General features: G+C 64.2%; 15 protein-coding genes. 7 read left to right on the forward strand and 8 right to left on the reverse strand.

Annotation, left to right across the window (positions count from 1 at the left end):
• The first annotated feature begins 4 nt into the window (after positions 1-4).
• Positions 5-916: a carbon-nitrogen hydrolase family protein gene (locus AC1RRE_RS02565; RefSeq protein WP_492979490.1), complete on the forward strand. Its 912-nt coding sequence runs from the start codon at positions 5-7 to the stop codon at positions 914-916.
• A 126-nt stretch (positions 917-1,042) separates the two neighbouring features.
• Here AC1RRE_RS02565 and AC1RRE_RS02570 read toward each other — a convergent pair whose 3' ends face one another.
• Positions 1,043-1,633: a flavodoxin family protein gene (locus AC1RRE_RS02570; protein WP_492979491.1), complete on the reverse strand. Its 591-nt coding sequence runs from the start codon at positions 1,631-1,633 to the stop codon at positions 1,043-1,045.
• Between the two features lie 203 nt (positions 1,634-1,836).
• Here AC1RRE_RS02570 and AC1RRE_RS02575 point away from each other — a divergent pair, with 203 nt between their 5' ends.
• Positions 1,837-2,226 carry a winged helix-turn-helix transcriptional regulator gene (locus AC1RRE_RS02575; RefSeq protein ID WP_492979492.1) on the forward strand — a complete coding sequence of 130 codons (390 nt, stop codon included), beginning with the start codon at positions 1,837-1,839 and terminating at the stop codon, positions 2,224-2,226.
• Between the two features lie 171 nt (positions 2,227-2,397).
• On the forward strand, positions 2,398-4,350 hold the full coding sequence (locus AC1RRE_RS02580; RefSeq protein ID WP_492979493.1) for a methyl-accepting chemotaxis protein: 1,953 nt from the start codon (positions 2,398-2,400) through the stop codon (positions 4,348-4,350).
• 75 nt (positions 4,351-4,425) lie between these two features.
• On the opposite strand, the gene rpsD is transcribed toward AC1RRE_RS02580, so the two are convergent.
• Entirely contained in the window at positions 4,426-5,040 is a 615-nt protein-coding gene (gene rpsD, locus AC1RRE_RS02585; RefSeq protein WP_492979494.1) for a 30S ribosomal protein S4, read from the reverse strand.
• Between the two features lie 489 nt (positions 5,041-5,529).
• On the opposite strand from rpsD, the gene AC1RRE_RS02590 reads away from it, so the two are divergent.
• The gene (locus AC1RRE_RS02590) at positions 5,530-6,276 is read left to right on the forward strand and encodes a creatininase family protein (protein WP_492979495.1); all 747 of its coding nucleotides are present in this window, start codon (positions 5,530-5,532) and stop codon (positions 6,274-6,276) included.
• A 92-nt stretch (positions 6,277-6,368) separates the two neighbouring features.
• Positions 6,369-7,070, forward strand: coding sequence for a 2OG-Fe(II) oxygenase (locus tag AC1RRE_RS02595; protein WP_492979496.1), 702 nt, complete (start codon positions 6,369-6,371; stop codon positions 7,068-7,070).
• Here AC1RRE_RS02595 and AC1RRE_RS02600 read toward each other — a convergent pair.
• Together AC1RRE_RS02600 and AC1RRE_RS02605 are read right to left on the reverse strand one after the other, a co-directional pair.
• On the reverse strand, positions 7,067-7,942 hold the full coding sequence (locus tag AC1RRE_RS02600; protein WP_492979497.1) for an adenylate/guanylate cyclase domain-containing protein: 876 nt from the start codon (positions 7,940-7,942) through the stop codon (positions 7,067-7,069). The two genes, AC1RRE_RS02595 and AC1RRE_RS02600, sit on opposite strands and share 4 nt — an antisense overlap.
• A gap of 9 nt (positions 7,943-7,951) precedes the next feature.
• Positions 7,952-8,455 carry a hypothetical protein gene (locus tag AC1RRE_RS02605; RefSeq protein WP_492979498.1) on the reverse strand — a complete coding sequence of 168 codons (504 nt, stop codon included), beginning with the start codon at positions 8,453-8,455 and terminating at the stop codon, positions 7,952-7,954.
• Between the two features lie 304 nt (positions 8,456-8,759).
• Between AC1RRE_RS02605 and AC1RRE_RS02610 the strand changes: the two genes are divergently transcribed.
• Together AC1RRE_RS02610 and hemP are read left to right on the forward strand one after the other, a co-directional pair.
• Entirely contained in the window at positions 8,760-8,975 is a 216-nt protein-coding gene (locus tag AC1RRE_RS02610; protein ID WP_492979499.1) for a hypothetical protein, read from the forward strand.
• 228 nt (positions 8,976-9,203) lie between these two features.
• On the forward strand, positions 9,204-9,416 hold the full coding sequence (gene hemP / locus AC1RRE_RS02615) for a hemin uptake protein HemP (RefSeq protein ID WP_492979500.1): 213 nt from the start codon (positions 9,204-9,206) through the stop codon (positions 9,414-9,416).
• Between the two features lie 244 nt (positions 9,417-9,660).
• Here the strand turns inward: hemP and AC1RRE_RS02620 are convergent, their stop codons facing one another.
• The 4 genes from AC1RRE_RS02620 to tsaD are packed head-to-tail and all read right to left on the reverse strand — an operon-like array spanning position 9,661 to position 12,562.
• Entirely contained in the window at positions 9,661-10,032 is a 372-nt protein-coding gene (locus AC1RRE_RS02620) for a Rieske (2Fe-2S) protein (RefSeq protein ID WP_492979501.1), read from the reverse strand.
• Between the two features lie 7 nt (positions 10,033-10,039).
• Entirely contained in the window at positions 10,040-10,453 is a 414-nt protein-coding gene (locus tag AC1RRE_RS02625) for an EVE domain-containing protein (protein WP_492981326.1), read from the reverse strand.
• 4 nt (positions 10,454-10,457) lie between these two features.
• Complete coding sequence (locus AC1RRE_RS02630; protein WP_492979502.1) at positions 10,458-11,444, reverse strand: NAD(P)H-dependent glycerol-3-phosphate dehydrogenase; 987 nt, start codon at positions 11,442-11,444, stop codon at positions 10,458-10,460.
• 47 nt (positions 11,445-11,491) lie between these two features.
• Positions 11,492-12,562 (reverse strand): tRNA (adenosine(37)-N6)-threonylcarbamoyltransferase complex transferase subunit TsaD, encoded by a 1,071-nt coding sequence (tsaD, locus tag AC1RRE_RS02635; protein WP_492979503.1) that lies wholly within the window; start codon positions 12,560-12,562, stop codon positions 11,492-11,494.
• Between the last annotated feature and the right edge of the window lie 70 nt (positions 12,563-12,632).

The following is a 12,632-nucleotide window of genomic DNA, read 5'->3' on the forward strand; positions in this document are numbered from 1 at the left end:
TTTCATGATCACGCTGGCCTGTGCGCAATATCCCATCGGACATTTCGAAAGCTTCGCCGCCTGGCAGGCCCATGCCGCCGGCTGGGTCGACCGCGCCGTGCAGCAGGATGCGCGCATCCTGCTGTTTCCCGAATATGGCGCGATGGAGCTGACGTCGCTGCTATCGGCCGACCTGCAGCAGAATCTCACCGGGCAGATCGCGGCCCTGCAGGACTATCACGACGCCTTTGTTGCCACCTGGGCGGCGCTGGCGAAAACCCATGACGTCCACATCGTTGCGCCGAGCTTTCCGGTGCGCGTTGGCCCGAAAGAATCAAAACCGGTCTTTAAAAACCGCGCCTATGTGCTGGCGCCCGACGGCCGCGTCGATTTCCAGGAAAAGCGCCAGATGACGCGCTTCGAGCGCGAGGCCTGGATCATCGAGGGCGGCGCCGATCTGAAGGTCTTTGACGCCACCATCAACGGCGAGGCGCTGCGGTTTGGCGTCAATGTCTGCTACGACGTCGAATTCCCGCTGATCGCGCAGGCGCAGGCAGCCGCCGGCGCCGACCTGATCCTGGCGCCCAGCTGCACGGATACGCTGGCCGGTGCCCATCGCGTGCTGACGGGTGCCAAGGCGCGGGCGCTGGAGAACCAGGTCTATGTCGCGCTGGCGCCCACGGTAGGGCTCGCCGAATGGTCGCCGGCCGTCGATGTGAATGTCGGCTGGGGCGGCGTCTATGCCGCGCCGGATCGCGGCCTGCCCGATGACGGCGTGGTGGTGCAGGGCAGCCTGAGCGAACCAGGCTGGGTTTTCGCACAACTGGATTTCGGTCTTCTGCGTGCCGCGCGCGCCGAAGCGCAGGTCTTCACGCGCCGCGACTGGCCCACGCAGTCGCTGCCGTCACTGGATGTGACGGCGGTTGATCTGAAGTAAAAAGAAAACCGTCACCCTCGGATTGATTCCGAGGGTCCATCTATACGTTCCGATGCGCGGATGATTGGGATGGACCCTAGGGACAAGCCCTGGGGTGACGATCCTTTTTTACGGACGATGGTATCGTTACGCGTCGACCAGTTCGCGCTTGGCGCCGGCAAACTGCTTGGCCACCGTGGCGACCCGCTTGCCCAGATGCTTCGCCGTTTCCAGGTCGCTGGCGATCGGGCCCTTGTCCGGACCTTCATCGGCATTCGACTGCGCCATCGCGCCAAGGAAGCTGCCCAGGCGGTTGAGGTCGTTCACGCTGCCCTTGGAATTGTTGTTGCCCGGCATCAGGTCGACGCCGACCCAGATCATGCCGTGCTGCGCGCCGAAGATGGCGAGCTGCTGCAGCGAGCTGAGCTTGTCGCCCGACTGCGAGGCCGAGTTGGTGAAGCCGGCGCCGATCTTGTTGGCCCAGGCGCGGCCGTACCAGACCTTGGAGCTGAAATCCATGAAGGCTTTGAAGGGCGCCGAGACGCTGCCCATGTAGGTCGGCGCGCCGAAGATGATGGCATCGGCCGCATTGATCTCCTCGATGCGGGCCTCGGCCTCGGCGACGGGGATCAGCAGCGCCGTCACGCCGGCCACGCTGGCGGCGCCGGCGGCAACCGCTTCGGCCTGTTTCTGGGTGTGGCCGTAGCCGCTGTGGTAGACAATCGCAACCTGGGTCATAGATTAAGTCCTTGTCAGGAATGGGAATTATTATGGTCACTAGAAGTAACTGACGTTCTTCAGGTGACGAGGAATATGCCCACTTGATTTCCTGAGTAAAGTAGGTACTTAAAAGTAACCAAGCTTTTTTCGTTCAAGATCGCGCTATTTCCCAGCTCTCAGCCCCAGCTCCAAACCCCCAGCTTCAAACCCCGGTCGCCAGCATGTCCGCCTCCCCCGTCTCCCAGCCCGTCAAATCCCAGCCTGCCAAGAAGGATGTCCATGAATGCCCCATCGACGCCGTGCTGCGGCTGCTGATGGGTCCGTGGACCACCTACATCCTCTACATCCTGCGCACACAGGGCCCGCGCCGCTTTGGTGAACTGAAGCGTGAAGTCGGCGGCATCTCGGCCAAGGTGCTGACCGAGCGCCTGCGCATGCTGGAAGACGCGCGGCTCGTGCATCGCGACTACCAGGCGACCATTCCGCCGCAGGTGACCTACAGCCTCGCGGCGCGTGGCGCCGAACTCAATCCGATGCTCGATGCGTTGAAAGACATCGCACTGCGCTGGCGCGACGAAGACGCCGTGCCGGCGCGCCAGGCAGCGGAATGACGCAAAGCGCCGGAATAACGTAAAGCCCGAGTCCGAATTACACGATAAGTTGTAATAACTGAAATTTGTTCGTGCTCCGATGTTTTAGTCATGGAGCAACATGGTTCTTGCATGTAAGGCCTCTGCAACCCTGCCGCTATTTCGGCGGTCTGTCTGGAGAGGTCCTACCGCATGCATCGCGTCGGCATTCTCACCCGCATCATTCTGGTCCTGGCCGTTTTCTCGGTCGGCCTTACGGCCGTGAGCTGGCTCGGCGTCAGCGCCGTGCAGACCTACGACCGCCGGGTCGCCGAACTGCAACGCGCCAACGAGCGCGCGCTGTATGCCGCCCGCCTGCATGAGGGCGTGATCGAGGCGGTGATGGAATCGCGCGGCATCTATATCGCCCGCGACCCCGCAGCGCTTGAACGTTTCTCGAATGCCCTGCTGAAGGTGCTGGCCGAGCTTGAGGCCGCCATTCCCGATTATCGCGCGCTGCAGCGGTCCGAACAGGTCGCTGCGTTTGCCGCGATGGAACAGCAGATCATGCAGTTCGTCGGCTTCCGCCGCGAACTCGTGCGTCTGGCGCAGCAGGAAAGCCAGCCCGCCGCGCAGGCCTTTGGCGACAACGAGGCCAACCGCACGGTGCGCACGCGGCTCAGCAACGCGCTCGATCAGGCCGCCGATGACGACCGGCTGCAGCGCGACGCCATCGCTGCCGAACTCGCTGCCTTCGTGCGCCAGCGCCTGCCGCTGCTGATCGGGCTTTCGGTCGCCATCATCGTGGTCTGCCTGGCGCTGGGCTTCTTCATCTCCATCGTCACGCTCGCGCGTCCGATCCGCCGGCTCGGCCATGCCATGCATATCCTGGCCGAGGATCGCACCGATCTTGTCATCCCGGGCGTGACGTTCCGTGACGAGATCGGCGACATGGCGCGCAGCGTCGAGGTCTTTCGCAGCAACGCCATCGAAAAGAAGCGCCTCACCGCCGAACAGCAGCAGCGTGAGGCCGAGATACGCGCCACGGAAGAACAGCAGCGCCAGCGCGAGCGCCAGGCCGCCGACGAGATCGCCGATCTGGTCGCCGCCGTGTCGCGCGGCAATGTCTCGGGCCGTCTGGCGCTCGACAACAAGGAAGGCGTATTCCGCGTCATCGCCGAAGGCATCAACAGCCTGTCCTCTGCCGTGGAGACGGTGCTGCGGGAAGCCGGCGGCATGCTGAACGCGCTGGCACGCGGCGATCTCAGCCAGCGCATGACCGGCGATCATGACGGCGTCTTCGGCCAGATCAGGACCGATGCCAACACCATGGCGGAAACGCTGACCGGCATCATCCGCCAGCTGGATGGCATCGCGCGCCAGCTGCATGTGGCATCCGCCGAGATCGCCGGTGGCAGCCAGGATCTGGCCCAGCGCACCGAAAGCCAGGCGGCCAGCCTGGAGCAGACCGCCGCCTCGATGCAGGAGATGTCAGAGATCGTGCGCAAGACCGCCGACGGCGCGCAGATGGCCAGCCGCGATGCGGCCAGCGCCAGCAGCACGGCCGAACGCGGCGGCACGATTGTCGGCGACACGCTCGGCGCGATGCAGCGCATCGAGGACAGCGCCGCCCGCATCGGCGACATCGTCGGGTTGATTGACGAGATCGCCTTCCAGACCAACCTGCTGGCCCTCAACGCCAGCGTCGAGGCCGCGCGTGCAGGCGAGGCCGGCAAGGGTTTCGCCGTGGTGGCGCAGGAAGTACGCGCGCTGGCCCAGCGTTCGGCCAATGCCTCGAAAGACATCAAGACGCTGATCGCGACATCGACGGCGCAGGTGAAGGATGGCGCGGCCTGCGCGCGCGCGGCCGGCGGCGTGCTGGAAGAGGTCTTCGGCGGCATCCGCCGCGTCGCCGCCCTGACCGACGAGATCGCCGGCGCCAGCCGCGAACAGGCCGGCGGGCTGGAGCAGATCAACGGCGCGGTAGCGCAGATGGATGCGATGACCCAGCGCAACGCGGCGCTGGTCGAGGAAACCGCGGCTGCCGCGCGCAGTCTGGCCGATCAGGCCGGTGCGCTCACCAAGGTGATCGGCTTCTTCCGTGTCGATGGCAACGATGCGGCGACACCGTCGATGCGGCAGCTCAAACTGGTGGCGGCCGACTGAGCGACATGGCATCGCGCAACAAAAAAGGCCGCCCGTAAGGGCGGCCTTTCTGTATTGGGCAGGTGCCCGAACTGATTAGCGCGAGTAGAATTCGACGACCACGGCCGGGTCCATCTTCACCGGATACGGCACATCGGCCAGCAGCGGGACGCGCTTGAACGTCGCCTTCAGCTTGCCTTCGTCCATCTCGATGTAGTCAGGAATTTCGCGCTCGCTCGACTTCAGGGCTTCCAGCACGAAGGTGTACTGCTTGGCGGCGCCACGCACTTCGATCACGTCGCCGACGCGAACCTGATAGCTGGCGATGGTGACGCGCTTGCCGTTCACGGCGATATGGCCGTGGTTGATGAACTGACGGGCGGCGAACGGGGTCGCCACGACCTTCATGCGGTAGACCACGGCGTCGAGACGACGCTCCAGCAGACCGATGAGGTTTTCCGAGGTATCGCCACGACGACGGTCGGCTTCAGCGAAGGCGCGACGGAACTGCTTCTCGGTGATGTTGCCGTAGTAGCCCTTCAGGCGCTGCTTGGCCATGAGCTGGATGCCGTAGTCGGTCGGCTTCTTGCGCTTCTGACCATGCTGGCCCGGCGGATATTCGCGCTTGTTCAGCGGGCTCTTCGCACGACCCCAGAGATTCTCATTGAGGCGGCGGTTAATCTTGTACTTGGATTCTTGACGCTTCGTCATTGGATAGTCCTATTCGGCGCATGGACGGACGGCAGCCACGACGACCCGTTTCATGCAGGGAATGCCGATCTCTCCGATGAGGAGCCGGAGAGGGCGGGCGCATCATAGGGATCAGGGCCCCCCCGTCAAGCGGAGTCAGCCGCCGGAATATCCTTGTCTTTGCTGGCAAAACCACCCGGCGCTCAACCAGGGCCCACCCGGCTGGTGTTGGGGCTTGAAGCGGCCAATGTTCGCACTATGTTCTATAATACTGGGTGGATTTTAATCCGTATACATTCAATGTGCCCTGCCGGAATGCCAGCGAAGTCAAACGAACGCAAACGAACGCAAACGAAGCCAAACGAAGCTAAACGAACCAAAACGAAGCGAAACGAAGCGAAACGAACGCAAACGAACCAAAACGAACCAGACCGAATGCCTTGGCCGCGGCTGGACATCCGGCTGGCCTGCCCTTCTTATTCAAGGACTTAACTCTTTAGGGGCGGAAGCATGCAGTTGCACCTGAGTACCTGGGCCGAGGTCGAGACCTATCTGAAGCGCTCGACCGGGATCATCATCCCGATCGGCTCGACCGAGCAGCATGGCCCCAATGGCCTGGTCGGCACCGATGCGATCTGCGCCGAGGTGTTCGCCCGCGAGGTCGGCAAGGCCGCCGATGCCCTGGTCGCCCCCACCATCAGTGTCGGCATGGCGCAGCACCATCTGGGCTTCCCCGGTTCGATGACGCTGAAGCCCTCCACCCTGATCGCGGTGATCAGCGACACGGTGGCCAGTCTCAGCCGTCACGGCTTCAACCGCTTCTTCTTCCTCAACGGCCATGGCGGCAATGTCGCCACGGTGACGGCAGCGTTTTCGGAAATCTATGCCGGCAACAGCATGGCGCATCCGGGCACCAACACGCCGAGTCTGCGCTGCACGATCAAGAACTGGTGGGAAGCACCGAGCGCGCGTCGCCTGTCGAACAGCCTGTTTCCGGGTGAAGAAGGCAGTCATGCCACACCCAGCGAAGTCTCGGTCACCTTCCACGCTTATCCGGAAGCCGTGAAAACCGTCGAGATGTCGCCGCGCGTCGCACCCAATGGCAGTTTCACCGATGCCGACGATTACCGCAGCCGCTTCCCCGATGGCCGCATCGGCTCCAATCCGGCACTGGCCACCAAGGAGCACGGCAAGACGATTGTCGATGCCATCGTCCCCGAGCTGGCCGAAAGCTATAAGGCCTTCGTGGCGGCGTGATGGCCTGATCGCAAGAAGCGGCCAAATCGCAAGAAGCGGCCAAATCGCAAGAAGCGGGAAGTGTTGCGCGCGCGCGATTGTTAGGATGTGGCATGAGCGCGCTTGAAACCCGGATCAACGGCCTCGACTGGCCGGCCCTGCTGCAATCCCTCGATGCCGATGGCTTCGCCACGACCGGGCCTCTCTTGTCGCCTGAAACCTGCGCGGCGCTGATCGCCTCTTATGAAAAAGAGGCGCTGTTCCGCAGCCGCGTGGTGATGGCGCGGCACGGCTTCGGCCAGGGTGAGTACCAGTATTTCCGCTATCCGCTTCCCAGCGCCATCGCCACCCTGCGTGCCAGCCTGTATCCGCATCTGGTGCCGCTGGCCAACCGCTGGCAGGAGAGCATGGGCCTGCCCACGCGCTTCCCGGCTGTGCATGCCGATTACACAAAGCTCTGTCATGCGGCCGGGCAGTCGCGGCCGACGCCGCTGCTGCTGAAATACGGGCCCGGCGATTACAACCGCCTGCATCAGGATCTCTATGGCGAACTGGTGTTTCCGTTGCAGCTCACCATCCTGCTCAACGACGGGTTTGACGGCGGGGAATTTGTCCTCGTGGAACAGAAGCCGCGCAGCCAGAGTCGTGCCGAAGTCGTGCCGCTCGCACAAGGCGAGGCCGTCATCTTCGCCGTCAACCAAAGGCCAGTGACAGGGACGCGCGGCTCATACCGCGTGACGCTCCGTCATGGCGTCAGCCGCATCCGCAGTGGTGCGCGCTATACGCTCGGCATCATTTTCCACGACGCGACCTAGGATTTCGGCGGCCAGACCTGCACCGACACCGGCTGCGCGCGCCCGTCCAGGCGGCGGTCGCCGGCGGAGTCGAAGCGCGGCAGCGCCTGATCATGCAGGGCCGCTTCGGTCAGCGCGTCATCGGAGACGGCGATGCGGCAGTCGAGCTCGCGGGTCAGCATCTCCAGCCGGCTGGCGATGTTGACCACGTCACCCACCACGGTGAATTCCAGCCGCTGCGCGCTGCCGATATTGCCGATCACCACCGGGCCGTAATGCACGCCGACCGACAGCCGCACCGTGGCGGCGCCGCGCCGCAGGCGCTTGGCGTTCCAGCGATCGACCTCGGCCTGCAGCGCGACGGCGCAGCGGATGGCGCAGGCGGCGGCGTCGGGCCGTTCGCGGATGCCGCCAAAGGTGGCGAGGAAGCCGTCGCCCAGATACTTGTCCAGCGAGCCGTCATGGCGGAACACCACGCCGCTGCCGCGTTCGTGGAAACTGCGCAGGAGGCGCACCACGCGGTCGGGCGCCAGCTGCTCCGACATGCCGGTGAAGCCGACGATATCGGCGAACAGCACGGCGACGCGGCGGTTGGTCGGCGTGCCGAACGCGGCCTCGCTGGAAATGATCGCATCGGCGACATCGGGCGAGACATAGCGCGACAGGTCGGCGCGCGCGATCTCGGCACGGGTCTGCCGCAGCAGCAGGGCGCGCGAGCGATACACGGCCGCGGCCAGCAGCGCGGTGGCGATGGCGGTCAACACCACCTGGTTGATCAGCATGAACAGGCCGACGAAATACGGGTCCATGATCAGCCGCAGCAGCGCCTGCGGCGAAGCGCTGGCTTCGGGCGTGTAGGGCAGTGTGTCGGCCCGCATCATCACCAGCAGCACGCCGGTCGACTAGGCTGCGATCGCGCAGAAGCCGGTCCATATCACCTGCAGTGGCGAATAGGACAGCGCCGATCCCACGATCAGCAGCACCAGATAGAGGAATTCCGGCCCGCGCGTGCGCATCTGGATCGGGAAGCCGAAATCGAGACCGCCCGGCGGCGGCAGGATCACCACCGCCGTGATCAGCGCGGCATCGAGGATGACAAAGCCCAGGCGCACCGGCACGGCGAAGCGGTGACGGCGCAGCAGATGCGGCACCAGGCCGAGCAGGAAGAACAGCGCCGAGACGCTGAGGTAATAGACCTGGCGCTGCGATTCGATCGCCAGCACCAGCCAGATCATCACCGCGACGACGGCGACGATGCGGGCGCGGAAGGCGAAGACCAGGCCGCGCTGCTCCTCGTCGGCGATGGCGCGGCTGATCCGCAGCCCTTGCGCGGTGCGCGGCGGCCGGCGCTGGGGAAACAGGCCCTGCCGCGGTGCAGAAGCGTCGGGATTATCCGTCTTAGTCACCGTCACCTCCGGCCTGGATAAGGGAGCATGCCATGCGGCGGAAATTCTTTGCCATCGCAGATGCTTCTATCTGTGACCGCGAGAACATTCATGCAGGTTAGAACAAGGCGGCGCAGAATGCTGCACTGCACAGAGCCGCGCGGGGACTCGCAATGCGCCTGCATTTGTAATCATGCGCACACAAACACCACATCACACAAAAACCGCATTCTCGTCACACCACTGGCATGCTTGTCCGGCTAATGTCACCGCCATAGATCACGTCGTAACCAGCAAGTCGTTTTTGAAAACCGAGGAGGGGCCCATGCAAGACACGCGCACGACTGCGATCCATCTGATCCGCAGCAGCAAAGTCTGCTGGAACACCAACGAGCCCGGTCTCAACGAGATGCTGGCCGATCCGATGACCCAGCTGCTGATGCGCCGCGACGGCGTGCAGGAGGCGGAAATCCGTCGCCTGGCCGCACGCCTGCGCCAGCGCAACACCGATAAGGCGGCCGGCGAGGCCTGCCCGGCTTAAAACCCGGCTGAGATTCTCTGTCCCTTCCGGGGCCAACAGGCCCCCGGCCAGTCGCTGGTCGGGGGCTTTTTGCTGTCTGGCAGCCTGAAATTCCATGCAGATCAACGAAATCAGCGGCTTGGCCAAATATGCGACTTATTCTCACTTGCATTCGCGACCGATCTCCCTTACATTGAGGTCATCGGGTGCGGCGATGCATATCCGCCTGTACCAGGAGGATGTGGGTCGATGCAGGAAAGCCAGAGCAAATGCCCCCGGACGCCGCAGTCCAAGGCCACATCGGTGACCGAGCTGCGCGCCACCAATCTTGGCCGGGGCGGCAACGCCCGGTATGACGCCCGCTGCATATTCCGCGGCGGCCGGGAAGTGGAGATCGTGCATAACGGTGCGGAATACCGTCTGCGCATGACCGCCGCCGGCAAGCTGATCCTGACCAAGTAATTTGCCCCGCAAGATGGAGACCATCCGGATGCGCAGGCCAACGGTGTTGAAACTTTCCCTGCTGGGCAGCGCGCTGCTCAGCGTCTGCGACGCCTGCCAGGATATCCGCCGGATATCGCGCGCGGGCTGAGATTTTCAGAAGACGGCAGCCGCAGCTTCTCCCACCCTGCCTGCGGTTGCCACGCGGCCGGTGATGCGTCCCTCGCGCATCCCGGCCGCAAATATTTTCAGGCCGGCGACAGACTCAGGCGACGACGACCCAGCCGTCCACCAGCTTGACCGGAAAGCTCTCGATCGCGCGGTTCTTGCACGGGCCGATATAGCAAAGCCCGTCATGGATGGTGAACAGCGCGCCATGGGTGCCGCATTGCAGCGCCGTTTTCTTCATGTTGAAGAACTTGTCGGGCTGCCAGTCCAGCGGCGTGCGCACATGCGGACATTCGTTGATATAGCCGAATACGCCGCCTTCCCAGCGCACGACAAAGCACTGGAAGCGCTCCTTGCCCTCGCCGAAGGTGAAGCCCTTGGCATCGGTCTCGTCCAGCGCGTCGAACCGCATCAGCTGCGTGCCGGGTCCGGGCTGATTGGGACGTGGCGGGTTGGGGCGGTCGGTCATGATGCGGCTACGCGCTCACGCCGCCCATTTTACAGATCAGCTTCCAGCTTGCTGCATCCACCGGCGACACCGACAGGCGCGACTGCCGCAGCAGCGCCAGGTCCTTCAGCTTCGGCTCGGCCTTGATTTGAGCGAGCGAGACCGGGGTCTTCAGCGGCATCAGCGCCTTGACGTTGACCATGCCGAACTTGCCGGTCTCGTCGGTCGGATCGGGATGATACAGCTTGCAGACCTCGACGATGCCGACGATCTGCTTCTCGTCCACCGAATGATAGAAGAAGGCGCGGTCGCCCAGCTTCATCGCCTTCATGTTGTTCGCGGCCTGGTAATTGCGCACGCCGTTCCAGCTCTCGACCTTCTTCTTGACCTGGCTGTCCCAGGACCAGGCGGAAGGTTCGGATTTCATCAGCCAGTAGTTCATCATTTTAAGCCTCGGTCTTGAAGGGACGCGCCAGCAGCGTAAATAGCATGTCCTCGATGCCCGCACCCTGATGCAGCACGGCATCGACGGCGGCGCAGATCGGCAGTTCAACGTTCTTCTGTTTCGCCAGCACCTGCAGGGCGCGGGCGGTATGCACGCCTTCTGCCACCGTGCGGCGGCCGGCCATGATCTCGGGCAATGTCCTGCCTTCACCGATCGCGATGCCCAGCGAGAGATTGCGCGACTGCGGGCCGGAGCAGGTCAGCACCAGATCGCCAAGCCCCGAGAGGCCCATCAGCGTCTCGCGTTTCGCGCCGAGCGACAGTCCAAGGCGGGTCATTTCAGCAAGGCCGCGCGTGATCAGTGCGGCGCGCGCGTTGTCGCCCAGTTTCTTGCCGATGACGATGCCGCAGGCAATCGCCAGCACATTCTTCACCGCGCCGCCGATCTGCGCGCCGGTCACGTCGTCCGACAGATAGGGTCGGAAGGTCGGGCGGCCCAGCCGCTGCATCAGGCGTTCACCCAGTGCCGCATCGGCGCAGGCCAGCGTGGCGGCGGCCGGCAGGCGGCGCGCGACCTCGGCGGCAAAGTTCGGTCCGGTCAGGATCGTGATCGGCCGGTTCGGCAGCACCGATGCGATCACATCCGACGGCAGCAGTCCGCTGGCCATCTCGATGCCTTTCGAGGCGACCACCAGCGGCGCATGACCGGGAAGAACCTTGCCGATCTGCGTGGCGAAATCGCGCAAACTCTGCGCCGGCACCGCCAGCACCAATGCGCCGCAGTCACGCAGGTCGTTCAGATCACTGGTGGCCTTCAGCGCGGCGGGCAGAGTCACATCGGGCAGGTAGGCGGCATTGGCGTGATCGCGGTTGATCATCGCCACCACATCGGCATTGCGCGCCCACAGTAGTGTGTCGCCCTGTTCGGCCGAAAGCGCGGCCAGGGCCGTGCCCCAGGCGCCGCCACCGATGACACCGACTTTCATCATGCCCAGACCTTCATCATGCCCAGACCTGCATCATGCCCACGCCCTCATCAAGCTTTGGCTCCGGCGTAAGGTTTCGCCGCTGCCATGGCATCCAGCGGCCAGCGCGCGCGTGCGGGTGCGTCAAGATCATCGGTCAGGCGGAGGCGAAAGCGCTCCAGCCCGGCCCAAGCAATCATCGCGCCGTTATCTGTGCATAAGCTGAGTGGCGGCGCGGTGAAGGTCATGCCGCGCTGCTGCGCCAGCGCGATCAGGTTCTGTCGCAGCGCCGTGTTGGCGGCGACGCCGCCGGCAACGACGAAATGCCTGTCCTTCGCACCATGGGCTGCATCGAACATTTGAATCGCGTTGCTGCTGCGGTCGAGGATCACGTCCATCACGGTCTGCTGGAAGCTGGCAGCGAGATCGGCCTTGTCCGTGTCGCTGACAGTCTCGCCGCAGCTTTCGAGCGCCAGCCGTACGGCGGTCTTCAGCCCGGAGAAGCTGAAATCGCAACCGGGCTTGCCCTTGAGCGGCTTGGGCAGCGCGAAGCGCGCCGCATCGCCGGTCCTGGCCAGCCGCTCGATGGCGGGGCCGCCCGGATACCCTAGGCCCAGCAGCTTGGCTGTCTTGTCGAAGGCCTCGCCGGCCGCGTCATCGATGGTGGTGCCGAGACGTTTGTACTGTCCGACGCCCTCGACCATCAGAAACTGGCAATGGCCGCCCGAGACCAGCAGCAGCAGGTAGGGGAAGGGCACGTCGTCGCTGAGCCGCACCGAAAGCGCATGGCCCTCCAGGTGGTTCACGGCGATGAGCGGCTTGCGCGCGGCATAGGCCAGCGTCTTGGCCGTCATCAGGCCGACCATGACGCCGCCGATCAGGCCGGGTCCGGCAGTGGCGGCGATGGCATCCAGATCGGCCAGTTTGACGCCGGCGTTTTTCAGGCTCTCGGCCAGCAGCCCGTCCAGGTGTTCGATATGGGCGCGGGAGGCGATTTCCGGCACCACGCCGCCATAGGGCGCGTGTTCCCTCGTCTGCGAGAACAGGCTATGACTGACGATACGCGAGGCACGGTCATCCGTGTCCCGCACAATCGCGCAGGCGGTTTCATCGCAGCTGGTCTCGATGCCAAGGACAAGCATCGCGGTGGTCCGTCCCGAGGTGTATATCCACAGAGTGAGTAGGCCTTAGCATTATGGCACCAGAGCGGCA

It is taken from the genome of Ferrovibrio sp. GW821-FHT12D07, assembly GCF_058807275.1.